22 protein-coding genes are annotated in these 23,933 nt (G+C 71.1%); 10 read left to right on the top strand and 12 right to left on the bottom strand.

The window, feature by feature from the left end:
• Positions 1-4: 4 nt before the first annotated feature.
• Together OWR29_RS09120 and OWR29_RS09125 are read right to left on the bottom strand one after the other, a co-directional pair.
• Positions 5-1,321: a radical SAM/SPASM domain-containing protein gene (locus OWR29_RS09120; protein ID WP_267562133.1), complete on the bottom strand. Its 1,317-nt coding sequence runs from the start codon at positions 1,319-1,321 to the stop codon at positions 5-7.
• Entirely contained in the window at positions 1,318-1,698 is a 381-nt protein-coding gene (locus OWR29_RS09125) for a hypothetical protein (RefSeq protein ID WP_267562134.1), read from the bottom strand. The genes OWR29_RS09120 and OWR29_RS09125 overlap by 4 nt, the downstream gene beginning before the upstream one ends.
• A gap of 167 nt (positions 1,699-1,865) precedes the next feature.
• On the opposite strand from OWR29_RS09125, the gene OWR29_RS09130 reads away from it, so the two are divergent.
• Together OWR29_RS09130 and OWR29_RS09135 are read left to right on the top strand one after the other, a co-directional pair.
• Entirely contained in the window at positions 1,866-4,667 is a 2,802-nt protein-coding gene (locus OWR29_RS09130) for an ATP-binding protein (RefSeq protein ID WP_267562135.1), read from the top strand.
• Between the two features lie 97 nt (positions 4,668-4,764).
• Entirely contained in the window at positions 4,765-5,526 is a 762-nt protein-coding gene (locus OWR29_RS09135) for a response regulator transcription factor (RefSeq protein ID WP_267562136.1), read from the top strand.
• On the opposite strand, the gene OWR29_RS09140 is transcribed toward OWR29_RS09135, so the two are convergent.
• Positions 5,523-7,394 (bottom strand): zinc metalloprotease, encoded by a 1,872-nt coding sequence (locus tag OWR29_RS09140; RefSeq protein ID WP_267562137.1) that lies wholly within the window; start codon positions 7,392-7,394, stop codon positions 5,523-5,525. The two genes, OWR29_RS09135 and OWR29_RS09140, sit on opposite strands and share 4 nt — an antisense overlap.
• Positions 7,395-7,576: 182 nt before the next feature.
• Here OWR29_RS09140 and OWR29_RS09145 point away from each other — a divergent pair, with 182 nt between their 5' ends.
• Together OWR29_RS09145 and OWR29_RS09150 are read left to right on the top strand one after the other, a co-directional pair.
• Positions 7,577-9,106 carry an SGNH/GDSL hydrolase family protein gene (locus tag OWR29_RS09145; RefSeq protein ID WP_267562138.1) on the top strand — a complete coding sequence of 510 codons (1,530 nt, stop codon included), beginning with the start codon at positions 7,577-7,579 and terminating at the stop codon, positions 9,104-9,106.
• Positions 9,107-9,184: 78 nt separating this feature from the next.
• Positions 9,185-10,894 carry an MDR family MFS transporter gene (locus OWR29_RS09150; RefSeq protein WP_267562139.1) on the top strand — a complete coding sequence of 570 codons (1,710 nt, stop codon included), beginning with the start codon at positions 9,185-9,187 and terminating at the stop codon, positions 10,892-10,894.
• A 6-nt stretch (positions 10,895-10,900) separates the two neighbouring features.
• Here OWR29_RS09150 and OWR29_RS09155 read toward each other — a convergent pair whose 3' ends face one another.
• Together OWR29_RS09155 and OWR29_RS09160 are read right to left on the bottom strand one after the other, a co-directional pair.
• Positions 10,901-11,371, bottom strand: a complete 471-nt coding sequence (locus OWR29_RS09155) for a hypothetical protein (protein WP_267562141.1) — start codon at positions 11,369-11,371, stop codon at positions 10,901-10,903.
• A gap of 85 nt (positions 11,372-11,456) precedes the next feature.
• Positions 11,457-11,897 (bottom strand): VOC family protein, encoded by a 441-nt coding sequence (locus OWR29_RS09160; protein WP_267562142.1) that lies wholly within the window; start codon positions 11,895-11,897, stop codon positions 11,457-11,459.
• Between the two features lie 157 nt (positions 11,898-12,054).
• Between OWR29_RS09160 and OWR29_RS09165 the strand changes: the two genes are divergently transcribed.
• A complete protein-coding gene (locus tag OWR29_RS09165) occupies positions 12,055-14,004 on the top strand; it encodes a cellulase family glycosylhydrolase (protein WP_267562143.1) in 1,950 nt (649 codons plus the stop codon).
• A gap of 25 nt (positions 14,005-14,029) precedes the next feature.
• Here OWR29_RS09165 and OWR29_RS09170 read toward each other — a convergent pair whose 3' ends face one another.
• Positions 14,030-15,826, bottom strand: coding sequence for a sensor histidine kinase (locus OWR29_RS09170; RefSeq protein WP_267562144.1), 1,797 nt, complete (start codon positions 15,824-15,826; stop codon positions 14,030-14,032).
• 75 nt (positions 15,827-15,901) lie between these two features.
• Here OWR29_RS09170 and ku point away from each other — a divergent pair, with 75 nt between their 5' ends.
• Positions 15,902-16,897 (top strand): non-homologous end joining protein Ku, encoded by a 996-nt coding sequence (gene ku / locus OWR29_RS09175; protein WP_267562145.1) that lies wholly within the window; start codon positions 15,902-15,904, stop codon positions 16,895-16,897.
• A gap of 8 nt (positions 16,898-16,905) precedes the next feature.
• Here the strand turns inward: ku and OWR29_RS09180 are convergent, their stop codons facing one another.
• From OWR29_RS09180 to OWR29_RS09205, 6 genes are all read right to left on the bottom strand, one after another.
• Positions 16,906-17,286: a hypothetical protein gene (locus OWR29_RS09180; RefSeq protein ID WP_267562146.1), complete on the bottom strand. Its 381-nt coding sequence runs from the start codon at positions 17,284-17,286 to the stop codon at positions 16,906-16,908.
• Positions 17,283-17,627 carry a hypothetical protein gene (locus OWR29_RS09185; RefSeq protein ID WP_267562147.1) on the bottom strand — a complete coding sequence of 115 codons (345 nt, stop codon included), beginning with the start codon at positions 17,625-17,627 and terminating at the stop codon, positions 17,283-17,285. Before OWR29_RS09185 ends, OWR29_RS09180 begins: the two co-directional genes overlap by 4 nt.
• Positions 17,628-17,685: 58 nt before the next feature.
• Positions 17,686-18,516: a WXG100 family type VII secretion target gene (locus tag OWR29_RS09190; RefSeq protein WP_267562148.1), complete on the bottom strand. Its 831-nt coding sequence runs from the start codon at positions 18,514-18,516 to the stop codon at positions 17,686-17,688.
• The gene (locus tag OWR29_RS09195; RefSeq protein ID WP_267562149.1) at positions 18,513-18,827 is read right to left on the bottom strand and encodes a type VII secretion target; all 315 of its coding nucleotides are present in this window, start codon (positions 18,825-18,827) and stop codon (positions 18,513-18,515) included. The genes OWR29_RS09190 and OWR29_RS09195 overlap by 4 nt, the downstream gene beginning before the upstream one ends.
• On the bottom strand, positions 18,817-19,209 hold the full coding sequence (locus tag OWR29_RS09200) for a YbaB/EbfC family nucleoid-associated protein (RefSeq protein ID WP_267562150.1): 393 nt from the start codon (positions 19,207-19,209) through the stop codon (positions 18,817-18,819). Before OWR29_RS09200 ends, OWR29_RS09195 begins: the two co-directional genes overlap by 11 nt.
• A gap of 71 nt (positions 19,210-19,280) precedes the next feature.
• Positions 19,281-19,883 (bottom strand): acyltransferase, encoded by a 603-nt coding sequence (locus tag OWR29_RS09205; protein WP_267562151.1) that lies wholly within the window; start codon positions 19,881-19,883, stop codon positions 19,281-19,283.
• Between the two features lie 270 nt (positions 19,884-20,153).
• On the opposite strand from OWR29_RS09205, the gene OWR29_RS09210 reads away from it, so the two are divergent.
• The 4 genes from OWR29_RS09210 to OWR29_RS09225 are packed head-to-tail and all read left to right on the top strand — an operon-like array spanning position 20,154 to position 23,930.
• A complete protein-coding gene (locus OWR29_RS09210) occupies positions 20,154-21,218 on the top strand; it encodes a Gfo/Idh/MocA family protein (protein ID WP_267562152.1) in 1,065 nt (354 codons plus the stop codon).
• Positions 21,215-22,180, top strand: coding sequence for an NAD-dependent epimerase/dehydratase family protein (locus OWR29_RS09215; protein WP_267562153.1), 966 nt, complete (start codon positions 21,215-21,217; stop codon positions 22,178-22,180). Before OWR29_RS09210 ends, OWR29_RS09215 begins: the two co-directional genes overlap by 4 nt.
• A gap of 8 nt (positions 22,181-22,188) precedes the next feature.
• Positions 22,189-23,298, top strand: coding sequence for a DegT/DnrJ/EryC1/StrS family aminotransferase (locus OWR29_RS09220; RefSeq protein WP_267562154.1), 1,110 nt, complete (start codon positions 22,189-22,191; stop codon positions 23,296-23,298).
• A complete protein-coding gene (locus OWR29_RS09225) occupies positions 23,295-23,930 on the top strand; it encodes an acetyltransferase (protein ID WP_267562155.1) in 636 nt (211 codons plus the stop codon). The genes OWR29_RS09220 and OWR29_RS09225 overlap by 4 nt, the downstream gene beginning before the upstream one ends.
• Positions 23,931-23,933 lie beyond the last annotated feature (3 nt).

Genomic DNA, 23,933 nt, shown 5'->3' on the forward strand with positions numbered 1-23,933 from the left:
AAGATCAACCCGGACGGCGGCGCACCTCGGCCGAGCCGCGCCGGGCCAGGCGCCGCACCTGCCCCTCGTGGCGGAAGCGGAAGGTCGAGCAGCGCGAGTCGCGCAGGCTCGCGTTCATCGAGTGGTACGCGCACCCGCCCATGCAGACCGGCAGGGCGATGCACGACCGGCAGTCCGCGTCGGCGAACGGGTCGTAGGTGAGCCACTTCGAGAGGCGGTCGCCCGGCTGCGGCCACGACCGCAGGTTGCCGATCACCTCGCCGGGGTCGCCGACCGTCTCGGTGCACTTGTAGATCTCGCCCCGGGTGCCGATGACCAATTCGTTGTCCCGTACGGCGGTGCAGGGCGCACCGGTGGGGCCGGGCGGCGCGATCGTGGCGAAGCCGAGCCGGTCGGCCAGCTCCGCGAACTGCCCCTCGGCCTCGGCGAAGGCGGACCGGGGCAGGCAGGCCGTGCGGTAGCGGGCACTGGGCGCCAGCGGGTTCACCTTGGTCGCGACCACGTGCCCGGGGGCGACGGCTATCCGCCCGGCCAGCCCGGCCGCCGCCAGCTCGTGCAGCAACTGCGGCGCCTGGTCCAGGTTCTCGGAGTCGAGGTTGACGCGGACCGCCACGTCGATGATGCCGGCCACCGCGATCACGTTGGCCAGCAACTGATCGAAGGTGCCCCGGCCGCCGGCCAGTGGACGGCGGCGGTCGTGCACCTCGCGCGGGCCGTCGATGGTCACCTGGGCGTTGCGGACGCCGCGGGCGCGCAACTCGCGGGCGGTCGCGGCGGTGAGCAGGTGGCCGTTGGTGATGATGTCGGCCTCGTACGCCACACCGGCCGCGGCGGCGCGCGCGATGAACTCGTCGGAGAGCGACAGCAGCGCCGGGAGGCCGACCAACGGTTCACCGCCGTACCAGAGCACCCCGAAATCCCGTACGCGGGAAAGCTTTTGATCGACCAGCCGCAGCAGCTGCCGCTGGACCTCGTCGTCGAGCAGCGACGGATGCTTGGCCTCGAAGCAGTACGGGCAGTCGAGGTTGCAGCCGAGGCTGGTCACCACGGTGAGGTGGAACCGGTCCGGGTTCGCGCGGGTCGACTCGTACCGCTCCCGCAGCAGCTCGAGCTCGTCGGCGCCGTCGGCGACGATCATCGCGTTGGCCGCCATCGTCTCGAGCAGCCCCGGGTCGGCCGGCGCCTCGTCGTCGCCCGCGATGAACCGCTGCAACGGCTCGCGCCGGTCGGCCGGCATCGACGTCGTCCGGCCCGACACGCCGTTGTAGACGTGCACGAGCGGGCCGTCCTCGACCCACACGTTGTACCGGGATTCCCTCATGACGGGAAAATCTGCCGCAAGGTGGCCGCGGCGTTGGGGCCCCACACGATCACGACGTCGCGCTCGTCGTTCGATTCGCGGATCCGGCTCACGTCGCGCGCGATGAGAGTGCATTTGGGGCCTCGCAACGGCGACCGGTCCGAGGCGATCGACGCCTCGATGCGTTCGCGCAGGGACCGCGCGGACTTCGGTCGCGGCGCATCGCCGGCCGCGTCGTTGTCGTCGGAGCTGTCGACGGTCATCCTTCCCACCGTGATGCCGTCGAGGAAGGCGGTGAGCAATTCGGCGGCCCGGCGAGTGTCGCTGGGAAAGACCGCCATGGATTCCTCGTCGATGACGATGTAGTTGATTCCGGACGCCTCTTCACCGTTGGGCATTGTCGATCACTCCCGGCCGGATGCTCGCAGAAAAGTCTGACAACAATGATCGAATAGCGGCCTGTCCGGCTATGAACGCTTCCGCCGGTAAACGTGAATGTCAATACGCCGAGAAGGCTCCGTTATTGGGATGCGGAGTTTCCGCGGTTCCACTTAGCATTCCGGGCATGGCCGCACGGCCGCGGGCCGCCGCCGGGAGCGAGCGGACCGCCACGATGGTCGATCGCACGCGGGAGCTCGCCGCACTGCGTGCGGGGTTGCGTGATGCCGAATCCGGGACGGCGCGGGTCGTCGTCATCGAGGGCGCGGCCGGTGTCGGCAAGACCGCGCTGCTGCAAGCCACCCGGGACGAGGCGCTGGCCGCCGGCTTCCGCGCGCTCTGGGCCCGCAGCCCGCATCTGGCCACGGCGGCGCCCTACGAGCTTCTGCGCCGGCTGCTGGGGCCCGAGGTGATGCGGCTCGGCGGCCCCGGCGCCCTGTCCGGCGCGGCGGCCTTCGCGGCGCCGCTGTTCAGCCCGGGCGCGGCCACGGTGGCCGGCGTCGACTACGGCTGCCATTGGCTGCTGGCCGCCCTGACCGACGAGGGGCCGCTGCTGCTCGCGGTGGACGACGCGCACTGGGCCGACGCCGAATCGCTGCGGATCCTGGCCGACACTGCCGAAGACCTGCAGAACGCACCGTTCGGCATTGTCGTCACCGCGCGCCCGGCGTCCGACCCTCTGGTCGAGGCCATGCTCGACCGCCTGGCCACGATCGAGGGCGCGCGGGTGCTGCGGCCGGGGCCGCTGACCGAATCCGGGGTCGCCGCCGTGCTGCGGGCCGCGTTCGGCGCCGCCCCCGACCCGGCCTTCACCCAGGCCTGCGCCCAGGCCAGCGGGGGCAACGTCTTCTATCTGCGAGAGCTCGTGCGCCCGTTGGTGGCGGCCGGTCGCCCGCCGACGGCCGGCACTGCCGCCGAACTCGCCGCCACCGGGCCGGACGCGCTCATCCGCACCGTGCGGTGGCGGCTGGGCGAGCTCGGCCCCGCGGCCACCGCCGTCGCCCAGGCCGCGGCCGTGCTGGGCGACGACACCCCGCTGCGCCACGTCGAGGCGCTGGCCGCCGTGGACGAGGCCGCCGTGCCCGCGGCCGCGCTGCGGGCCGCCTCGATCCTGGCCCGGGCCGAGCCGGTCGGGTTCCCCCATCCGCTGGTCCGGGCGGCGGTCGAGCAGACCATCCACGAGGGACAGCTGGGCCGGCTGCACGCCCGGGCCGCCCGCGTGCTCCAACAGGCCTCGGCGCCGGCCGCTCAGGTGGCCAAGCACCTGCTACGGGCGCCGCCGGCGGCCTCGCCGGGCGTCGTCGACCTGCTGGCCGGCGAGGCCCGGCACGACCTCGAGTCGGGCTCGCCCGCGACCGCGCACCAGCTGCTGGCCCGTGCGCTGGCCGAGCCGCCGGCCCCGGCCGAGCGCCCGGCCCTGCTGCTGGCCCTGGCCGGGGCCGAGCGGGCCACGGGCGCGCAGGCCAAGGCCCGCGAGCACCTGGCCGAGGTAGTCGAGACCGGCTCCCGCGAGCTGTCGATCTGCGCCATGGCCGAGCTTTTCGAGCTGCTGTACGAGGTCGACGACGAGGACGCCGCGGCCGGGCTCCGCCGGCGTGCGATCGCGGCCGAGCCGTACGGGAACACCCCGGCCGAGATCCGGCTGCACTCGACGCTGCTCATGCACGTGGCCACCGGCCTCGCCGAGCCCGCGCCGGCCCGGCTGATCGACGTGGACCTGGAAGCGCTGCCGACCGGCTCGGGGGAGCAGCGCCGGCTGCTGCTCTACGCCGCCGTCCACCGCCGGGGCACCGGCCACTGCCCGCCCGCCGAGTTCCTGGCCCACCTGCGCCGGGCCGTCCACGACCTGCCCGGCCGGCGCCCGCTGACCTACTGGGAGGTGATGGCGGCGCTCGAGTCGGCCGCCTACCTGGCCTCGGTCGAGGCCATGCCCGACGCCGACCGGGTGCTGGCCCGGCTGCGGCCCGAGGTGGCCCGGCTGCGGCACATCGCCCCCGATCTGCAGGCCGAGTGGTCGCATCGCACCGTGCTGAATCGGTTGAGATGCGGCCGGTTCGAAGAGGCGCAGGTCATGCTGGGCGAGGCGGAACGGTTCGCCGAGCGGCACGGCCTCACCCTCTACGTGCGGTCCGCGCAGTCCGCCCGCGGCTGCATCCACCTCGAGCGGGGCGACTACGCCGAGGCCGCGCGGCACCTGCGGCGGGGCGCGGGCGAGGCGTTCTATCTGACCGCGCTGGCCGAACTGCTCTCCGGGCGGCCCGCCGAGGCGCTGGCCGGCCTGGCCCTGCCGAGCGACCCGGCGGCGGCGGTCACCGAGCGCGAGATCGAGTTCGAGGCCCACCTGGTGGCCAGTCACGCGTACGAGCGCCTGGGCGACCGCGACCGGGCCCGGCACGAGGCCGAGCGCGAGGTGGCCGTCCGCCGCCGGCACGGCCCGCCGTTCCGGCTCGCGCTGGCCCTGCGCCGCCGGGCCACCTTCGCGCCGGCCCGGGAGGCGGTGGAGATGCTGGCCGAAGCCTCGGCGGCCGCCACCGGAACGCCCCGCCTGCCGGTGCTGGCTCGTGTGCAGGCGAGCTACGGCGCCGCGCTGCGCCGGGCCGGGCGGCTGCGCGAGGCCCGCACCGAACTGGCCGCAGCCCTCGATTGCGCGGTACGCCTGGACATGCCCGGCCTGGCCACCAAGCTCACCGCCGAGATCCACGCGGCCGGCGGCCGCCCGCGCCGCACCCGGGTCACCGGGGTCTCCGCGCTGACCGACAGCCAGGCCGCGGTCGCCCGGCTGGCCGCCGAGGGCCGCACCAACCGCGAGATCGCCGAGACCCTCTACGTCACCATCAAGACCGTCGAGACCCACCTCGCCGCCGTCTATCGCAAGCTCGCCGTGCCCGGCCGCGAGCACCTGGGCGCCGCGATGGGAGCCGGACGGTAGGTTCCGGCGCAGACCCTAATCTCAGGGGTGACACCCTGACGCCGCCGCCCGGCCGGCGAATCGACGATGAGGAGACATCGCACCCTCGGAGGCTCCCATGAGCAACTTGGACAACCGCACGGTGGCCCTGCTGGCGCCCCGCAGGCCGGTCAAGATGCCGGCGAGCCTCCGGGTGGTCGTGGCCGACGACCACCCGCTGATCCGGGCCGGCATCGGCGCCCTGCTCGCCGCCTGCCCGGACATCGACGTGGTGGCCGAGACCGCCGGCGGCGAGGACGCCGTCAAGACCGTCGCCGCCACGCTCTGCCCGGACGTGCTGCTGCTCGAGGTGCCGGGCGTGGACGGCGAGGCCGTCGACGCCATCAGCCGGATCGTGGCCGACGGGCTCAACTACTGCGCGGAACGGCCCGTACGGGTGCTCGCGCTGGCCGCCGACTACACGCCCCAGCTGGCCTGGGCCGCCATGCGGGCCGGGGCGGCCGGCTTCCTGCTGCTCTCGCGGCCGCCCGAGGTGCTGGTCAGCGCCGTCCGCGCGGTGGCCACGGCCGGCGTCTGGCTCGACGACGTGGTGGTCCGCGACCTGCTGCTCGAGCCGGTGAGCCGTACGGCCGACGGGGAGAGCTCGAACGCCCTGATCCGCCGGCTGACCGTGCGCGAGCGCGAGGTGCTCGTGCTGCTCGCGCACGGCCTGGGCAACGCCGAAATCGCCGAACGGCTCTGGCTGAGCGACGGCACCGTGCGCACCCACATCGGTCGCATCCTCATGAAGCTGCAGTGCCGCGACCGCACCCGGGCCGTCGTCGTGGCGTACCGGTCGGGCCTCGTCCGCGTCCTGCCCGACGAGGCCGTCCCGGCTTAAGCTTTGGCCCACACGTCGCGCGCGAGCGCCCGGGTGGCCTCGGCCGTGCTTCGGTCGAAGCAGCGCAGGGCCCGGTCGTCGTCGACCAGGGGCTTGAGGATCGCGGCGGCCAGCTTCGTCTCCTCCGGCTTGACGTCGAACGTGCCGTCGTACCGGTCGTAGCGGAGGTACGACCGGGCGAAGTAGATCCCCAGGATGCGGGTCAGGGCCGCGGTGAGCGGATCCCGCAGGGGATCGTCGAGCCGGTCCATCCGCTCGTCCTGAATGTCCAGCACGGTGTCGGCGGCCCGGTCGGACGAGCTGCCCCCGCCCAGCGACAGGAACGCGCCGACGTCCGGCTGCAGCAGCCTGATCGCGTGCTGCTCGTCCACGCGGGTCTTCGGATAGGCCACCCACACCGGCAGCGAGGCGCCCCGCAGCACGACCGTGGCCGGTCCGCCCGCCCGGCCCGGAATCGTCAGCACCGGGGTGAGGCGGTAGCCGCCGGGCTCGGCCATCGCGAAACCGCCGGCGCCGAAGCTGAGGCTGACGTTGCGGGTGAGCGGCTTGTCGCCCGGCTCGAAGCGGCGGCGGCCCGGCGTCAGGTCGAGACACCGCTGGATCGCGGGCGTGAACGCTTGCGCCTCGCCCGGCCGGGGCGTGCCCGCCGCGTCCGTGCGCTCGACCAGGATCTCGAGGTAGCCGGCCTTGATGTCCAGCACCCCGCGCGGCACCAGCTGAGTCCGGCCCGAGATGTTGGGCAGCGACACCTCGAGCATGATCGGCTGGCCGAACGCGAAGTAGGCCCCGTCCGGCGGCGCCACCAGCGACAGCTCGAACGCGGTGCTGGTGCTCACCGGCAGCACCGGGCGGCCGCCCGGGGCCGAGCTCCAGTAGTCGGCCGAGTGGAACGGCGATCCGCCCGGCATCACGGCCGACCGGATGCCGTGGCGCATGAAGGCCAGCTCGTCCGGGTCGAAGCTGTACGTGAAGCGCTCCCAGAACCCGTCGACCCCGCCGCCGCCGTCGTACTCCTGCGGGTAGTTCATGACCGAGGTGGAGCCGGCCCGCCCCACGGCCCGCTCGAAGCGGTGGGTCAGGTTCAGCGCGTGACCTACCTCGTGGGCCAGGGTCATGACGATCTCCCGCTCGCGCTCCTCGACCGAGGTGAAGCTGCTCTCGATCTCGTTGACGAAGACGGCGCAGCCCTGCCGGGGGTCGGGGCCGGCGTCGTCGTACATGACGCCGTAGATGCCCGGCTCGGTCGAGCGGGACAGCCGGAGCACCTGGATCTGCCAGTCGGCGCGGGGACCCGGATCCCGGTAGCGGTTCGCCGTCGCCTCGAGCAACGACTGGACGTTGGCGTCGTTCCACTGCCAGCCGCCGGCCTCGGCGTTGATCCGGGACGGGCGCCCGGCCGCGCGCACCTCGATGCCGGCCCGGCTCAGACAGTCCTGCAGCGAGGCCCGGACGCCGTTCACCGTCGCGAATTCCGGCACCTCGACGTCCTCCTCGGTCTCCGTCTCGACGAAGAGCACCCGGAACGCCGCCGAGACCCAGCGCACCGCGACGGCCACGGTCGCGCCGAAGGGCAGGCCCGGCAGCGGCTGGTCGAGCCGGAGCCGCACGGCCACCGAGTCGTCGCCGTCCTCGAACGGGATGACGGTGAGGCTGCCGGCGCTGATCTGACCCCCGGCCGCCTGGGCGACCACCGACCAGCCGTCCTCCCGTCGCGCGCTCGACCGGAAGGAGGCCAGGTAGTCGCGGGGAGGGTCGCCGGCCGCGAACAGGTCGCCACTGACGATGCCGCCGTCGGTGGTATCGAACCTCAGTTCGAGGAAGTAGCGGGCGCTGTCCCCTTCGTATCTTCCTTCGCGAATGTTCTCCACGTCTGTCGATCCTGCTCGCGTGACCGGCATTCATCGTCCGCTTTCCCTCCGATTTCCCTGTCGGATCAGGGACGCAGGAAAGCGATCTTCTGCGCCGATTCGCGTAGGCGGCCGGGCAGACGTTTTATCGGCGCCCGGAACTCAACCTGGAATGGCCGTTCTTTCCTTCGAAGGGGATCGCCATGGACATCTTTCCGCAGGCCCGCAAGCCGGTCGAGGACCCGAGCCTGGGCATCGAGGTGCCGGCCGAATGGAGCGGATCGCCGCCGCACCGCCTGGTGACCATCGGCGACTCTCTCTTCCACGGGTTCCAGAGCGGCGCCGTCTATCAGACCGACCTGTCGGCGCCGGCCATCGTCGCCCACGAACTCGGCTGGCTCGACCAGTTCCGCCGCCCGCAGTACGGCGGCCCGGGCGGCCTGCCGTTCAACGTGGAGCTGCTGTTCCGTGAGCTGGAAAGCCGCCACGGACCCAGCCTGAACCCGCTCGAGGTGCCGCTGGCCCTGTTCACCGCGCGGCAGTGGATGGACCGGCTCGAGGACTACTGGGAACGCGGCCCGGGCTCGCCGGTGCCTCAGTCCACCGGCATTCCGCACAACCTTTCCGTGTACGGGTGGGATCTGCGCGACGCCCTCGACCAGACAGTTGACGGCTTCCTGGCCCGCCTCAAGGCGCCCACCGACGGCTTTGTGAAGCAGGGCGTCGAGAACCACACCGAGCGGGCGGCGCTGCGTCTGTATCCCACGCTGCCGGTGGCGGGTCGCAGCCGTACGGTTCTCGACCTCGCCGCCGAACTCGGTGAGGACGACCCCGACCACGGCATCGAGACGCTGGTCGTCTTCCTGGGGGCCAACAACGCGCTGCGCTCGGTGGTCGACCTGCGGGTCAGCTGGAGCGGCGACGGGTACGACGACCTCGAACGCAAGGGCGAGTACACGGTGTGGCGGCCCGAGCACTTCCGGGCCGAGCTGACCGAGGTCGACCGCAAGGTCCGCCGGATCAAGGCCCGGCACGTCATCTGGTGCACCGTGCCGCACGTGACGATCGCGCCGATCTGCCGCGGCGTCGGCTCCAAGGTCGAGCCGGGCTCGCGCTACTTCCCGTACTACACCCGCCCCTGGATCTCGGACCGCGCCTTCGACCAGCGGCGGCACCCGCACATCACGGCCGACCAGGCCCGCGCCGTGGACAGCGCGATCGACGAGTACAACGAGGCCATCACCGGCCTGGTGCGCGACGCCCGCAAGAACGGCGCCGACTGGTACCTGCTCGACCTGGCCGGCGTGCTCGACCGGCTGGCCGACCGCCGCTACGCCGAGGATCCGAACGCCCGGCCCGACTGGTGGACGCCGTACCCGCTGCCCACCGCGCTGGCCGCGCTCGACCCGCCGCTCACGTCCGGCTTCCTGACCGCCGACGGCCGGGGCGGACGGGCCGGCGGCGGCCTGTTCTCGCTCGACGGCGTGCACCCGACGACGGCCGGCTACGGCATCATCGCCCAGGAGCTGATCGGGGTCATGCGCCGGGCCGGCGTCGAGTTCCGCCGCCCCGACGGCTCGGCCCGCACCGACCCGGTCACCGTCGACTTCGACCGGCTGCTGCGCCGCGACACCCTGGTCAACCACCCGCCGCAGAACCTCGGCTCCGGCCTGAAGGTGCTGGCCTGGGCGGAGGAAGCCCTCGATCTCGTCCGGCGGGCGCTGCCCCTGTGAGGATCCGTGACGGCCGTCGCACGTGACGGCCGTCCCTCTCCGCGAAACCCCACCGGTGCGCTGGGTAGTGAGCGGGCCATGAGCACATCCGCCGCCCCGACCGGGCTCACCCATCGACAGGTGCTGCAGGTGCTGGGTGGCCTGCTGCTCGGCCTGTTCCTGGCCTCCCTCGACCAGACCATCGTGGCCTCCGCCATCCGCACCATCGGCGACGACCTGCACGGCCTCAGCGCGCAGGCCTGGGTCACCACCGCCTACCTGATCACGGCGACGATCTCGACCCCGTTGTACGGCAAGCTGTCCGACATTTACGGCCGCAAGAAGTTCTTCCTGGCCGCGATCGCCATCTTCGTGGTCGGCTCGGCGGCCAGCTCGTTCGCCACGTCGATGTACCAGCTGGCCGCGTTCCGCGCCTTCCAGGGCCTGGGCGCGGGCGGGCTGTTCTCGCTGGCCCTGGCCATCATCGGCGACATCGTGCCGCCCCGCGAACGGGCCCGCTACCAGGGCTACTTCCTGGCCGTCTTCGGTACGTCGAGCGTGATCGGGCCGGTCATCGGCGGCTTCTTCGCGGGCGCCCCGAGCATCCTCGGCATCACCGGGTGGCGCTGGGTGTTCCTGGTCAACGTGCCCATCGGAATCGTGGCGCTGGCCGTGGTGGCGAAGGTACTGCGCGTCGACCAGGTGCGGCGCGAGCACCGCATCGACTGGTGGGGCGCGATCTGGCTGTGCGTCGGGCTGGTGCCGCTGCTGACGGTGGCCGAGCAGGGCCGCGACTGGGGCTGGGGCTCACCGCGGGCCCTGGTCGCGTTCGCGATCGGCGGGCTGGGCATCGCGCTGTTCGTGTGGGCCGAGAAGCGCATGGGCGAGGACGCGCTGATCCCGCTGCGGTTCTTCGGCAACCGCACCTTCAGCCTGACGGCGGTGGGCGGCTTCATCGTCGGCCTCGGGATGTTCGGCGGGCTCGCCCTGCTCCCGCTCTATCTGCAGATCGTCCGCGGCGCCACCCCCACCGAGTCGGGCCTGCAGCTGTTGCCGCTCACGGCGGGCCTGATGGTGGGGTCGATCGTGGCCGGGCAGCTGATCAGCCGGACCGGCCGCTACAAGGTCTTCCCGGTTGCCGGGGCCGCGCTGGCCGGGGTGGGGCTCTATCTGATCCACCTGGTCGGCGTCGAGACCCCGTTCTGGCGTACCGGCATCTACATGGCCGTGCTGGGCCTCGGTCTGGGCCTGATCCTGCAGCCGATCACGCTGGCCGTGCAGAACGCGATGTCACCGCGCGAGATCGGCGTGGCCACCTCGTCGGCCACGTTCTTCCGCCAGATGGGCGCGACCGCGGGGACGGCGCTGTTCCTGTCGCTGCTGTTCTCGACCGTGGGCGGCAACATCGCCGACCGGTTCCGGACCGCGGGTCCCGCCTTCCAGCAGGCCGTTGCTAACCCGGCGGTGGCGGCCGACCCGGCCAACCAGCCGGTCGTCGAGGCGCTGCGCGGCGGCGGCGAGATGAACTCGGCGTCGCTCAACGACACGTCGTTCCTCAACCACGTGGACCCGGTGCTGGCCTACCCGTTCAAGGCCGGCTTCTCCGACTCCATGGACATGATCTTCCTGATCGCCGCCGGGGTCATGGTGCTCGGCCTGCTGGTCTTCCTGTTCCTCCCGGAGCTTCCGCTGCGTACCAAGGCGGGATCGGCCGCCCTCGAGGAGGAGACGGCCGGTTCCCCGGCCCCCGACGACTCCAGGCCGGACGCCGCCGGCACCCCTGTCCGGCGTGGTTCCGGGCCTGAGTAGCGGCGGTCAGGAGCAGTGGCGGGTTACGGGGGAGAGCCAGCCGGTCAGGGTGGGGCCCAGGGTCTTGTCGACGTCCTTCGTGGTCTTGATGGCGTTGAAGAACTTCTCGTCCGTGGACTTCTGGTGCATCTGGGTGGCGGCCTGTTTGCCGGCTGACTTCAGGTCGGGGTCGGCACTGGCGGCGGTTGCGTCCTGCACTGCGGTGGCGAAGGAGGCCAGGGACTGCTGGGCGGTGGCGATCGTTTTGCGGTCGGCCACCAGCTTGGTCAGGGCCTCGGCCAAGGGGGCCATGTTGGCCTGGTAGGCGCGGCCCAGCGCCTCGCAGGTGGTGCGGATGGCGGGCGGCGCGGCGGAGACGGGAGCGGGGGCGCCTGATGCTCCTTGGGCGGCGCTCGGCGGCTGGGCGGTTCCGCAGGCTGCGGCGGCAGAGATGGCGGCCACTACGAGGAGCGAGCCAAGGGCGCTGAAGGTGCGCACGGTGGAGGACCTCCGGGGATGAGGCGGGGAAGTGGGAGCGCTCCCACCGATCCTGCACCGTACGCGCTTCAGTGGCGGTTGTCGATCAGTCTCGGTTGGGAAGGCGTTCGGTGATCTGTTGCAGCAGCCAGCCGTTGCCGTCGGGGTCGGTGAACGAGGCGTAGCTGCGGTACGAGTGGCCCTCCGGGTCGGGTCCGGGCAGGCGGTTGCTCGTGTCGAGGCCGCGCAGGCCGTGCCAGGTCTCGCTGACCTTGACGCCGCGGGCGAGCAGGTCTTCGCGGGCGGCCTCCACGTCGTCGACGGCCAGGATCAGGTCTTGTGAGGAGCCGGCGGGGGCTGCGGTCAGGCCCGTGCCGAATTGGATCGACGCCTTGGATCCGGGCGGGGTGAACTGGACGACCCGCAGGTTGTCGTTGATCGGGAAGTCGGCGTCCAGGCGCCAGCCGAGAGTTTCGTAGAAGGACTTGGCCCGGTCGACGTCGGAGACAGGCAGGACGGTGACTTCGAAGCGGTAGGTGACTGTCATGTGTTCACATTCGCCCCGCCGGGCCCGCGTCGCCCCAGGGCAAGGCCCTGGCGCACACCCTGGAACCCCTTGCCTGGATGACGAACGCATTAAATACTGTCGATGGGAGCGCTCCCACAAGTCCCACGGCAAACCACTCCGATCCCCGGGAGTACATGTGTTCCGTACCCGAGTGACAACCTGCCTGGCCGCCGCGCTGGGCCTGATCCTGGCGTTACCGGCCGCGGCCGCCACCGCCGCGCCGGAGGCTCCGCCGAAAGCAGCGGCGGCCGCGCCGGGCACCGACTGGCTGCACGTCAACGGCAACCAGATCGTCGACTCCGCCGGCAATCCGGTCTGGCTGACCGGCGTCAACTGGTTCGGCTTCAACGCGTCCGAGCGCGTCTTCCACGGCCTCTGGTCGGCCAACATCACCGAGGTCACGCGGTCGATGGCCCAGCGCGGCATCAACATCGTCCGGGTGCCGATCTCGACCCAGCTGCTGCTGGAGTGGAAGGCCGGCCAGGCCACGGCGCCCAACGTCAACACGTACGCCAATCCGGAGCTGACCGGGCTCGACAGCCTCGAGATCTTCGAGTACTGGCTGGACCTCTGTGAGACGTACGGGATAAAGGTTCTTCTCGACGTGCACTCCGCCGAGGCCGACAACTCGGGTCACATCCACCCGGTCTGGTACAAGGGTTCGGTGACGCCGGAGCTCTACTACCAGGCGTGGGAGTGGGCGGCGACGCGCTGGAAGACCAACGACACCGTGGTCGCGTTCGACCTCAAGAACGAGCCGCACGGCACGGCCAACGACACCACCCGCGCCAAGTGGGACAACTCGACCGACATCGACAACTGGAAGAACACGGCCGAGACGGCGGCCCGGCGCATCCTCGCCATCAACCCCGAGGTGCTGATCCTGGTCGAGGGGCAGGAGGTCTATCCGCGCGAGGGCAAGACCTGGAGCTCGCCCAACACCAACCCCGACTTGTCGCCCAACTACTACTACAACTGGTGGGGCGGCAACCTGCGCGGCGTCAAGGACTATCCGATCAACCTGGGCGCCAACCAGGACCAGCTCGTCTACTCGCCGCACGACTACGGCCCGCTCGTGTTCAACCAGCCGTGGTTCGACAAGCCGTTCGACAAGGCCTCGCTGACCAACGACGTGTGGCGGCCGAACTGGTTCTACCTGCACGAGAACGGCACCGCGCCGCTGCTGATCGGCGAGTGGGGCGGCCGGCTGGGCCAGGACGCGCGGCAGGACAAGTGGATGACGGCCCTGCGGGACCTGATCGTCGAGAACAAGCTGCACCAGACGTTCTGGGTGCTCAACCCGAACTCCGGCGACACCGGCGGCCTGCTGCTGGACGACTGGAAGACCTGGGACGAGCAGAAGTACGCGCTGCTCAAGCCCGCGCTGTGGCAGTACGGCGGCAAGTTCGTGAGCCTGGACCACCAGGTGCCGCTGGGCGGGACGGGCAGCACGACCGGCATCAGCCTGGGCCAGCGGTACAGCACCGGCGGCGGCGAGAACGACACGACGGCACCGACTGTCCCGGGCCAGCCCACCGCCACGAACGTGACGGCCACCGGCGCCACCCTGAGCTGGGCCGCGTCGACCGACAACGTCGGCGTGACGGCGTACGACGTCCTGCGCGGCGGTTCGGTCGTCGCGACGGTGTCGGGGACGACCTACAACGCCACGGGTCTCACCGCGTCGACGGCCTACACGTTCAGTGTCCGGGCGCGCGATGCGGCCGGTAACGTCTCCGCGGCTTCGGCCGGACGCACCGTGACCACCACGGCCGGCGGCGGCAGCGGCGAGAATCAGGGCTGCTCCGCCACGTACAAGACGACCAGTTCGTGGAGCGGGGGCTTCCAGGCCGAGGTCACCGTACGCAACACGGGCACGACCGCCGGCAGCCGGTGGACCGTGAACTGGACGAACCCGAGCGGCACCACGGTCGGCTCGCTGTGGAACGGCGTGCTCACCACGCCCGCCGTGACCGTCCGCAACGCCGACCACAACGGCGCCCTGGCGGCCGGCGCGAGCACGACGTTCGGCCTGATCGGCAGCGGCCCGGCCGCCACCCCGGCGGTCAGCTGCACGCTCAGCTGAAGGAGAAAGTGACTGCCCGCGCCGCTCACAGCGGCGCGGGCAGCCGTGCGTCAGTGGGGACGGTGAACCAGAAAACGCTGCCACCCGCCGGATTCGGGTCGACCCCGACCTCGCCGTGATGACGCTCCACGATCCGATGCACGATCGCCAGCCCCAGACCCGTACCGGGAAAGTTCTCGCTGCCGCCGACCCGGGTGAACGCGTCGAAGACGGCCGCCCGGTCGCGGTCCGGGATGCCGATGCCGTTGTCGCACACCTCGCAGCGCCACCGCCCGCCCTCGAGCGGAAGGCAGCCGACCCGGATCCGCGGTTCGCGATCGGGCGGCGTGTACTTGATGGCGTTGCCGATGAGGTTGTCGAGAACCTGGCGCAGCAGAGTCGGATCGCCGTGAACCGTCGGCAGCTCACCGATCTCGATGATCGCGGCCCGGTCGCCCGCCCGGTCGCGCGCCACCTCCTCGGCCAGGCGGCGCAGGTCGACCGGGACGGTGACCATCGGGCGGTTCTCGGCGGTGGCGTAGTCGAGCAGGTCGTCGATCAGCACCCGCATGTTGTCGGCGCCCTTGCGCAGCCGGCCCAAAAAGTCGCGCTGGGTACCGTCGAGGCGGTCGTACGCCTCCTCGTGCAGGAAATCGGCGTACCCCATGATTCGGGCCAGCGGGCTGCGCAGGTCGTGCGCCACGACGCCGGCGAAGCCGACCAGCTCGGTCTCGCGCTGCCGCAGCCGGTGCTCGACCACCTCGCGCTGCGAGATGTCCGCGCGCAAGGCGGCGGTGGCCTCGTCGACCCGGCGCAGCGCACGGTTGCGGGAACCGACGACGCTGCCGGTGAGCGCGACCAGCAGAGCGGTGAGCACCAGGCCGATCAACCAGGCGATCCGGTCCAGCCCCCGGTCGGTGCCGGCCAGCAACTGCCGGGTCCCCTCCACGCGCAGGTTCCAGACGCGCTGAGCGACCGGCACGGTGGTGTCGATCGGCTGTACGGCGGTCTCGAGCGGCCCGGTGGGCCGCGAGGAGGCCATCGGGATCGGATCGCCGGAGCTGCCGTCGAGCAACGTCACCGCCACAGCGTCGCCCGCCGCGCCGGCCACCGCTTCGTGCAGGAAGTCGCTGCCGCGGGTGCCCAGCAGCAGCCAGCCCCGGAACCGGCCCACGTCGGTCGCGGTGGGGCTGCTGGCGTACACCGGGGCGAGGAAGACGAACGACAGCTGGCGACGCTCCATCGGCAGGCCGGCGTCCTTGAGCAACCGGTAGGTGCGGCTGACGGTCACCCGGCGCGACTGCTCGGCCATGTCCATGGCCTCCACCGCCTCGGCCGAGCGGCCCAGGTCGAGCCCGGCCGTCGAACCGGTGCCGTCGAGGGGCTTGCTGAGGACGGCGAACCGGTGCCGGCCCTCGCCGGCCGGCCGCAGCGTCAGCCCGGGCGAGCCCAGCCGGCGCCACTCGTCCTGCAGCGCTCGAACCCCCGAATGCGGGACCGGCACGACGAACGACAGCCCGGTGGCGCCCGGCAGGCGCTGCCGGTCGACGGCGGCGGTGATGGAAGTGAACTCGGCGCTCTCCAGCTCCGACTGGGCGCCGACGGCCTTGGCCAGGTCGGTCAGCAACGAGGCGTAGCGATTCACCTCGGCCGAGATCGCCTGCTCGACGAGCTGAGTTCGCTGGCTCAGGGCGCGATCGAGGCGGTCCTGCTCGATGCGGCTCAGCGTGACGGCGGCCAGCGTGGTGCCGGCCAGCCCGACGGCAGCCACCAGCACGAGAGCCAGCACGGACCGGCGCTTCCCGGCCCACCGGCTCCGGTGGGCGGTCGCACTGGTGGTCACAATTTTGGACGCTACGCCGGATGGGCGGGCAGCACGGCTGGTTCGGTCAGTCCTTTGCTGGGTATTGGCTGGGACATGGCACGACCGATCTGGACCGGCGCGATCACCTTCGGCCTGGTGTCCGTTCCCGTGGCGATGTACTCGGCCACGCACGAGCACGAGGTGAGCTTCCACCAGTTCGAGAAGGGCACGGCTGATCGCATCCGGTATCGGCGCGTCAACGAGCGTACGGGCAAGGAAGTCGACTTCGACGACATCGTCAAGGGCGCCGACGTCGGCGGCGGCGACTACGTCATGCTCGACCAGGACGAGCTCGACTCGGTGGCGCCCGGTCGTTCCCGCAGTCTTGACATTCACCGCTTCGTCGAGCTGGCCGACATCGACCCGCTGTACTACCAGAAGACCTACTGGCTCGGCCCGGGAAGCGACGAGACGGCCAAGGTGTACGGGCTTCTGCGCGACGCCATGGCCGACACCGGCCGAGCGGCCATCGGCACGCTGGTCATGCGCGGCAAGGAATACCTGACCACGATCCGCGCCGACGGCAACCTGCTGGTGCTGCAGACGATGTTCTTCGCCGACGAGGTGCGCGACCCGAAAGAACAACTGGACGACCTGCCCAAGCGCAACACGGCCAAGCCGGCCGAGATGCACATGGCCCAGCAACTGATCGACTCGATGTCCGGCCCGTGGAAGCCGGCCGACTTCCGCGACACCTACACGGACCGCGTCAACAAGCTCATCAAGGCCAAGCAGAAGGGCAAAGAGGTCAAGGCGGCCGAGCCCGCCCCCGACCCCACCGCAGCCTCCGACCTCTTCGAGGTCCTACGCCGAAGCGTCGAGGCCGCCTCCAAGCGCCGCGCCTCCGGCGATTCGTCCAAGCCCGCAAAGACCGCCAAGCCCGCGAAGACCACGAAATCGGCCAAGCCCACCGGCAAAGCCGATCTCGGCGACCTGTCGAAGGCCGACCTGACCAAGCTGGCCCGAAACCTCGACGTCCCCGGCCGCTCGAAGCTGAGCCGCCCCGACCTCGAGAAAGCGGTCCGCAAGGCCCAGCGCAAAGCCGCCTGACATCGCGGCTACAGCCGCGGGTGGGCCGCTTCGATGGTGTCAGCCCTGAGATAGGTGAGGAACAGGTCTTGATCGCCCGGCGGCAGGTCGGCGAACGCCGCGTACGCGGTCTGCCGGGCCCGCGGCGTCTCGGCGGCCAGGAGCCCGCTGATCGCCGCCCAGGCCAGTGACACGAACCCGTGCAACCGGTCGTTCCGCAGGACTGGCAACCGGCTCAGTTCCGCGAGTGTCTCGGCCGCCGCGTCGTCATCGCGCGCCCTGGCCGCCAGCTCGAAGACCGCCTTGGCCCGGTAGACATCCCGCCGTTCGACCAGCGCGCGCAACTCGCCCACGGTCATGTCACGAACCGGGGGCTCCGGCGGCAGAGCGGGAGGCGGTGGGATCGTCACGGTGGCGCTCCAAATATGGACTCGTACTCCTGCCGGAGCAGTTCGTGCAGCCGGTCGACCGACTCCTGATCGCCTATCGACCGGGCGTAGTCGATCTCTTGCTGGTAGGCCCGGGCTTCGTTCTCGTAGCGCGCACGAGGGTCGCCCATCGCTCCCGCCATGCCCGCCCAACCGGCGTCCCGGTCGTCGCGCAAGTGTGACATCTCGTGGAGCAGGGCTCCGTACGAGGCGTCCGGGTCCAGGATCATTTGTCCCGGGTTGCCGGCGGAGGGCGCCGGTCCGTACGCCATCGCCCCTTCCCGCACGACGACGTCGACGCCCGCCGCTTCGGCTTCCCGCATGGCGGCATCCCACTCGGCGGGGTGGGTCTGACGCGCGGAACCATGCCTGCGCAGCGGGTCAGCTTCGGCGTGGAACAGATGGGTGTCGCGTCTGGGGACCGGCTGCGCCGGCATTCCTGCCGAGCCGGCGCAGGACCGCCTTGATGTCCTCGATGATCTTTTCGAGACCTCGCATCATGGGCGTCAGCCGGCGGAGGCTGCCGATGAGACCATCGAGCAGTTTGGCGATGCGGGCGACCCACTTGCCGGCCAATGTGGTGACCTGGGCGATGACCCAGGGCGTGCCGAGGCCGAGCGTGACACCGGCCTCGGCCAGCCACTCCCACAGGCGTACGGCGAGCACAGACACGAAATCGGCGATGAGGTCCCGGACCATCATGCGGACGGTGGCCACGAGCATCCCGGCGCCGGCTGTGATCTGGCCGAGCGCCGTTGTGGCCTTGGCCAGCGCCTGCAGGGCTGCCTCATGTTCGCCGGCGACATGCCGGTATGACCGGGAGGCGACGCCCGTCCAACTGCTGATCTGCCGCACTGCTCCGTCGTGCAGGGTTGTCCCGGCCGCCGTCACGGCGCCGGCGACGTTGCTCCACGTCCGGGCATAGGCGTTGATCTGATCGGGATCGCCGGCCAGCGCGTCGAGCGCGTCCGAGAGCGGCTTGACGTGTTCGATGAGCCAGCCGACGCCCCACGAAACCAGTTGGCCGAGCGGGTCGGTGACGAAGGCGAGGGCGTCGAGGCCGGCGGCGATACCTCCGATGGCCGGATCGATCCACCCACCCGTCCCGAACGACGACATGAGCGCATCGACGTCCTCGGCCAGGAAAACGCCGCTGAACCAGCGGGTGCTGTCCTCGCGGGGCGCGATCAGCGGGTTGGCGGTGTCGCTCACGGCCCTTCCTTGGGGAAGGCGGCGGCGGTGCGCTCGTCCGAGGCGGTGTAGGCACGGGCCGTCGTGCGAAGGTCATCGGCTGATCGCTGCAGCGAGTCGGCCGCCTCTTGCAAGGCGTCGGTAGTCGCCTCTTGCAAGGTTTCGACCAGGGTGGGGATGAGTTGACAGAGGAATCCGTACGCGTCGCGGCCCATCGTGACAGCGGAGGCGGCGCCTCGCCCCTGAGCGACTTGGTCGGCCACGTCGTCGACCGTCGCAGCATGCCGAGTGATCGCGTCGGCCTGAACCTCGAAGCCCGACTCAGCGCTCATCGTCCGTACCGGTCGGTTCGGATGGGAAGCGGACTTCGAAGCTCGAGACGACAGCCCTTCCGGTCGCGCTGTCGATACCGACCGTCTGCTCGGCGATCGACGTCACTTGCTCGGTGAGGCGGGACTGGGCTTTCCGCATGGTTCGGACGATCACCTCCGCCAGACGGTCCATCTCGAGTCGGCCGGCCCGCTGGTCGAGGTGCAGGCCGGCGACGCAGCCTGACCCGTCGACTGTGACGGTGACGAGCTGTTCCGGGTCGGACGCGGTGGCCGTCACACGGCTGACCTGGTCGGACAATGACTGAGCAGCGGCCGCTTTCTCCGAGACGGATGCCGACCAGGAGCGGACCCATTCCTCCGCATCATCGGCGATGTCCGGCATGGCCAACCTCCGTGTCTTCGCCCGGTCCGCGACGATATCGAGGTAATGCAACCTCGCGGCGGCCGACAGCGTCAGCGCTCGGTCAGGCGGCCGTCCTTCTCGGTGTATTCGGCGCCTGTCTCTGGGCAGAGCCAGATGCCGTCGTCCTTGGGGGTGAGGGGGCGGCCGGCTCGGCCGACCCAGCCGATGCGGCGGGCGGGGACGCCGACGACCAAGGCGAAATCAGGGACGTCCTTCGTCACCACGGCGCCGGCGGCGATCAGGGCCCAGCGGCCGATGGTCACGGGGGCCACGCAGACCGCGCGGGCGCCGATCGCGGCTCCCTCGCCGATGGTGACGCCGACCGCTGTCCAGTCGTCGCCTGTCTTGAGGCGGCCGTCGGGGGTCACGGCCCGGGGGTATTCGTCGTTGGTGAGCACGGCGGCGGGGCCTATGAAGACGCCGTCGGCCAGGTGGGCGGGCTCGTAGACCAGGGCGTGGTTCTGCAGCTTCACGTTGCTGCCCAAGGTAACGCCTGGGCCGACGTAGGCGCCTCGGCCTACGGTGCAGTTGTCGCCCAAGGTGGCATTCTCACGGATCTGCGCCAGATGCCAGATCCGGGTGCCTGCACCGATTTTGGCGCGTTCGTCCACGTCGGCCGTGGGGGCCACGGTGACGCCCTCGCGGTTGGTCATTTATGTCCTCTCCGGAGGTTCGGCGGCGTGTCAGCCTAATGACCGCAACGCCTTTCGCGACACCGGAACATCGACACTTCGGCTCACTCTGACCGATGGTCGTCGCCCGGTCCGGCCGACAGTCGGAACCCGGTGTCCGAAGGTACCGGGCCGCCCTCCCGGCTTCCGACGGTTTTCCGGCAGTCCTCTGGCGGCGGAGCGGAAACCGTCGATAACTTTCCGTCGAGCACCGTCCACCATGCACGAAGAGCCCAACGAAACGGGATATCCGTGACTGTTTCCTCCTCCGCGCCCATCGGCGTCGCCGTCGTCGGAGCCGGCTACTGGGGTCCCAACCTCGTCCGCAACTTCCAGGCCACGCCCGCGTTCCGCTTGCGGTGGCTGTGCGACCTGGACGTCGACCGGGCCCGCCGGGTCCTCGGCGGCTACTCGACTGTGCAGGTGACCGCCGACCTCGACGAGGTGCTGGCCGACCCCGAGGTGCAGGCGGTCGCCATCGCCACCCCGGCCGGCACCCACCTTCCGGTGGCCATGGCCGCCCTGCGCGCCGGCAAGCACGTGCTCGTGGAGAAGCCGCTGGCCGCCACCTACGCCGAAGGCCTCGAACTGGTCGAAGAGGCGTCGAAGCGGGGCCTCACGCTCATGTGCGACCACACCTACTGCTACACGCCGGCCGTCCTGCGCATCCGCGAGCTGCTGCACTCGGGCGAGCTGGGCGAACTGCACTTCCTCGATTCCGTACGCATCAATCTGGGCCTGGTGCAGCGGGACATCGACGTCGTGTGGGACCTGGCGCCGCACGACCTCTCCATCCTCGACTTCGTTCTGCCGCCGGGCGTCCGGCCGGTGGCCGTGGCCGCCCACGGGGCCGACGGCATCGGCGCCGGCCGGGCCTGCGTCGCCTATCTGACGCTGGAGCTGAACAACGGCGCGATCGCGCACATCCACGTCAACTGGCTGTCTCCGGTCAAAATTCGCACCACCATTGTGGGCGGTTCGAAGCGCACCCTCGTGTGGGACGACCTGAACCCGAGCCAGCGGATCGCCGTCTACGACCGCGGCGTCGACGTGGCCTCGCCCGACGAGCTGGGCGACGAGCAGCGCCGCGACATGCTGGTCTCGTACCGCTCCGGCGACATGGTCGCGCCCGCCCTGGTCGAGCGGGAGGCGCTGCGGACCATGGTGGACGAGTACGCGCGGGCCATCACCACCGGCACGCCCGCCCTGACCGACGGCCGTTCCGGGTTGCGCGTACTGGAAATTCTGCAGGCCGCCTCGGTCAGCCTGGCCGAGGGCGGCACGATGATCAAACTCGACGAAGGGCGCATGGCGTGACGGGCGTGGAGATCGAGGGCGCGCGGGCCCTCGTCACGGGCGGGGCGGGCACGATCGGCTCGCACGTCGTGGACGAACTCGTGCGCGGCGGGGCGTCCGAAATTGTCGTGCTCGACAACTTCGTACGCGGGCGCAAAGAGAATTTGACCTGGGCTCTGGACAACGGGAACGTCACCTTAATCGAAGGCGATATCCGGGACCGCGCCCTCGTCGAGCAGAGCACGCAGAACAAAGACCTCGTCTTCCACCTCGCCGCCATCCGCATCACGCAGTGCGCCGAGGAGCCCCGGCTGGCCAACGAGGTGCTGGTCGACGGCACCTTCAACGTGGTCGAGGCGGCGGCCGAGGCGGGCGTGAAGAAGCTGATCGCGTCGTCGTCGGCGTCGGTCTACGGCCTGGCCGAGCAGTTCCCGACGACCGAGCGCCACCACCCGTACAACAACGACACGTTCTACGGCGCGGCCAAGGCGTTCAACGAGGCCACGCTGCGCAGCTTCCACGCCATGAAGGGCCTCGACTACGTCGCCCTGCGCTACTTCAACGTGTACGGGCCGCGGATGGACATCTACGGCCTCTACACCGAGGTGCTGATCCGCTGGATGGAGCGCATCGAGTCGGGCACGCCGCCGCTGATCCTGGGCGACGGCCTGGCCACCATGGACTTCGTGCACGTGGCGGACATCGCCCGGGCCAACATCCTGGCCGCCCGGGCCGACGTCACCGACGAGGTCTTCAACATCGCCAGCGGCACCGAGACCAGCCTGCGCGAGCTGGCCCAGGCGCTCAGCGACGTGATGAAGAGCGACCTCGAGCCCGAGTTCGGGCCGGCCCGCGCGGTCAACGGCGTCACCCGCCGCCTGGCCGACACGAGCGCCGCCGCCGACAAGCTCGGCTTCCGCTCCGAACTGAGCCTGCACGAGGGCCTGCAGGGCCTCGTCGACTGGTGGCGGTCGTCCCGATGATTCCCGTGATGATTCCTCTGCTGGGCGAGGAAGAAGCCCAGGCGGCCGCCGAGGCGGTGCGTTCCGGCTGGGTGGCTCAGGGCCCGCGGGTCAAGAGCTTCGAGCACGAGTTCGCGGCCGCGGTCGGCGCGGCCCACGGCGTGGCCACCAGCTCGTGCACCACGGCGCTGCACCTGGCGCTGGTGGTGCTCGGCATCAAGCCGGGCGACGAGGTCGTCGTGCCGTCCTTCTCGTTCATCGCCACCGCCAACGCTGTCCGCTACGTCGGGGCGACACCCGTCTTCGCCGATGTCGACCTGGCTACCGGCAACGTCACGGTCGAGACCGTCGACGCGGTGCGCACCGCAAAGACCCGGGCGGTCGTCGCGGTGCACCAGGGTGGCGTCCCGTTTGACACGGCCGCCCTGCGCAAGGCGGCCGACGGCTGGGGCGTCCACCTGGTCGAGGACGCGGCCTGCGGGGCCGGCTCGACGGCGTACGGCCAGCCGGTCGGCGCCGGCGCGGCTGTGGCCGCCTGGTCGTTCCACCCGCGCAAGCTGCTCACCACCGGCGAGGGCGGCATGGTGACGGTCGACGACGCCGGCCACGCGACCCGCCTGCGCCGGCTGCGCGAGCACGGCATGAACGTGTCGGCCGCCGACCGGCACGCCAGCTCGCAGCCGGTGCTCGAGGCCTACCTGGAGACCGCCTACAACTACCGGATGACCGACATTCAGGCCGCGATCGGGCTCGTGCAGCTCGGCCGTCTGGCCGGTCTGGTCGCCCAGCGCCGGCAGCTGGCCGCCCGCTATCACGAACTGCTGGACGGAATCGAGGGGCTCACCCCGATCAAGGACCCCGCCTACGGCCAGACCAACTACCAGTCGTTCTGGGTCCTCCTCGACAGTTTCCCGACGAGCCGCGACGACGTGCTGGCCGAGCTGGCCGCCCAGGGCGTCTCGGCCCGGCGCGGCATCATGGCGGCGCACCTCGAACCCGCGTACGCCGATGTCGCCCCGCCGCCGCTGCCGGTGACCGAGCGGCTGACGCGCAACTCGCTGATCCTGCCCCTGCATCACAAACTGACCGCCGACGACCAGGAGCGCATCGTCTCCGTCCTGCGCGGGCTGTCCCGGTGAACGACCTCGTCATCGTCGGCGCCGGCGGTTTCGCCCGCGAGACTGCCGCCGCCGCTTCACATGTGTGGAACGTGCTCGGCTTCCTCGACGATGACGAAGCACTGCACGGCACCACCCGTTCGGGCCGGCCGATCTTGGGCGGCACCGAGCTGGCGGGCGAGATGGACGCCGCGGTCGTGGTCTGCGTGGGCAATCCCCGCAACTTCACGGCCCGGCGCAGCATCGTCGAGCGCCTGGACCTGCCGGACGACCGGTACGCCACGGTCGTGCACCCGCTTGCGTCGGTCGGCGCGGGCAGCGAGGTCGGCCCCGGCACCGTGCTGCTGGCCGGCACGGTGCTCACCGCCGACGTGACCATCGGCGCCCACGTGGCCGTCATGCCGCAGGCCGTGCTGACCCACGACAACCACGTGTCCGGCTACTGCACCGTCGCCTCCGGCGTCCGCCTGGGCGGCGGCGTGGTGCTCGACGAGGGCTCGTACGTCGGCGCCGGCGCCCTCGTCCGTGAGGGCGTCAAGGTGGGCGCCGGCTCGCTGGTCGGCATGGGCTCGGTGGTGCTGCACGACGTGCCGCCGAACGAGGTCTGGGCCGGCAACCCGGCCCACCTGATCCGTCCCCTCCTGAGGAGTTAGCAC

Source organism: Paractinoplanes pyxinae, from assembly GCF_026626335.1.
Taxonomy (GTDB): domain Bacteria; phylum Actinomycetota; class Actinomycetes; order Mycobacteriales; family Micromonosporaceae; genus Actinoplanes; species Actinoplanes pyxinae.